This is a genomic window from Paraburkholderia sp. UCT2 (genome assembly GCF_014397665.1).
Lineage (GTDB): Bacteria > Pseudomonadota > Gammaproteobacteria > Burkholderiales > Burkholderiaceae > Paraburkholderia > Paraburkholderia tuberum.
On sequence record NZ_VZQO01000119.1, the window covers coordinates 1 to 2,033 of the forward strand.

The 2,033-nt window shown below is 58.0% G+C and carries 3 protein-coding genes; 2 read left to right on the forward strand and 1 reads right to left on the reverse strand.

Annotated features, from left to right (window positions below):
- On the forward strand, nt 1–298 hold a 298-nt coding region (locus tag F6X39_RS35940; protein WP_410450763.1), incomplete at its 5' end, for a tyrosine-protein kinase family protein.
- A 228-nt stretch (nt 299–526) separates the two neighbouring features.
- Complete coding sequence (locus tag F6X39_RS35945; RefSeq protein WP_262414941.1) at nt 527–964, forward strand: hypothetical protein; 438 nt, start codon at nt 527–529, stop codon at nt 962–964.
- Between the two features lie 540 nt (nt 965–1,504).
- Here F6X39_RS35945 and F6X39_RS35950 read toward each other — a convergent pair.
- A partial coding sequence (locus F6X39_RS35950) for a glycosyl hydrolase (protein WP_262414942.1) occupies nt 1,505–2,033 on the reverse strand: 529 nt, incomplete at its 5' end.

Genomic DNA, 2,033 nt, shown 5'->3' on the forward strand with positions numbered 1-2,033 from the left:
CGAATACGACATCGTGCTGATCGACACGCCGCCGGTGCTCGCCGTATCCGACGCGACCGCGCTTGCGGATAGCTGCGGCACCGTGCTGCTGGTGACCCGCTTCGAGACCACTTCCATTGCGCAGGTGGTGGAGGCGACCGCGCAGCTCAAGCAGGCGAATGCCCGGGTGAAGGGTGTGATCTTCAACGGGATCGATACGGATGTCTATCGCTATAGTCTGGGCGCGCGCGCAGACCTCTATCGCAGTGCTTCCTATCTCGATGCATTGCCCGCCAGCGGAAAGACGCAGAAAGGCTAGCCTTCACGGCGCGAGGGCCGTCGTCACGAATGGCGATGAAAAATCAGCCGACTTTCGGCGTGGATGATTGGCGGATATCAAAGACTCATTCGTCAGTGTCGCTGGAGTTGTACTGAGTCAGGCGCTCAATTCCGTTTCGATTCTATTGATCGGGAAGTTCTGCGGGCCGACGGCTCTCGGGTACTTTTTATTAGCTCGTTAATCGGCTTGCGTCTGGAGGTTGCGTGCATGGCGGCGGACAAGGCCCAGGCCGTGCGCGCAATGACGAGTTCCAGCGCCGTCGCCATACCGATCGGCCCGCGCTTGGTGGCCCACGATCATTTCCGCCCCTCCGATTCGATCCCGGTGATCGCCCTCGCATTCGGCGTGTTTCTGCAACAGACGCTGGGTGAAGCGCTGACCAGCGAAAGGGAGTACACGAAGATCGCCACGGTCCGTTTCTTATCGATCACTGCGTTCGCCGGGCACTTCATCTGCCTGATGGCGCTTTTGAAAGCTGAGCGCACGGGCACCGGCGTCTTCATCTATGGCGGGATCTTTCCGACCTCTCTGTTTGTGCCGGCCGGCGTCTGCCATTTTGATGCTGCTGATATTCGTCCATCGCGACGCCGGCATCTTCGCGCTCGCCTACCGCGTCGGCTATTTTCGTACGTCACGTTCTTCTGAACCCGCGCGCCGCCGGCGATGCAATGCGCTTGCCATTCTAAAGTTTGGCGCCGAAAGCGTGGCTAAACCCGTGGTATAGTGAGTTCGATTATTAGGTCGGCATCCATCCGCAAGCGGGACATTGCGCCCTTGTCAATCTCTGCCGGACTTTGGATCGCCTTCATCACACTGTCCGGTGCCGCTAGGGAAGATCTCAAGCCATAGCTACGCCACCGATGACATCGTGCTGTTCAACTTCTCAAAAATTCGATGTGGTCGTAAAGGGAGTGGAAGATGGTAACTTTCTTGACGCATGCCGCCTGTCTGCTGATCGGCGTGGCGATTGGGGTCTTCGCGTGTGCGCTTTGCGTTGCGCGCGCGAGAGGATCAAAGGAGGATAATTAGTCTCATCGCCCTCTTATGATTCATCCGTTATTGCGGATGTCCGCAGCTTCCTCTTTGCAACACCATCAAGCACGTTGGAGCAGGGCAGAACAGCAAAATGACGCAAACGGCGGAGTCGGCGTTCGCGTTCATCTCATCGATTGCAATTAGACGCCTTCACTGGACCGGGGTCAGGTAGGGACCCGATAGGAATCGCTGCGCTCGCGGGATGCTCGCGGTGTAGGCCCGAATAGCGGCGGCAAGCTGCGGACAAATCAGGTTACGGTTGTAATCGTAGATTGAGTAGCCGTCGCCTTCCCCGTTGCTCGGATCGCCGTTACGCACGACATACCAGAACGCCTTTGCCACCGAACCGTTGTCCATCAGCACCTTCAACTGATTGAATGCCGCGAGTTGTCCGGCGTCCGTACGGGTCGTCCCGTCGTTGGTTTCCGTGATCCAGATCGGCTTGGGACCGCTAGCGACCAGATTCGAAACGGTCGTCTTGAACGACTGCATCAGCGTTTGGTAGTCGGCGCTGCTGAAGTACGGGTGAACGTCGACGACGTCGATCTCGACGTTCAACGGGCTGGAAGCACTCTTCGTGTTGTTACCCATTGCCTTGATGTAGTCGGTCGCCTGGATCAGCTCGCTGCCCGCGGGCGGTTGCCAGCCGTTATTCGGGTACGCCGAGTTGTAGAAGTAC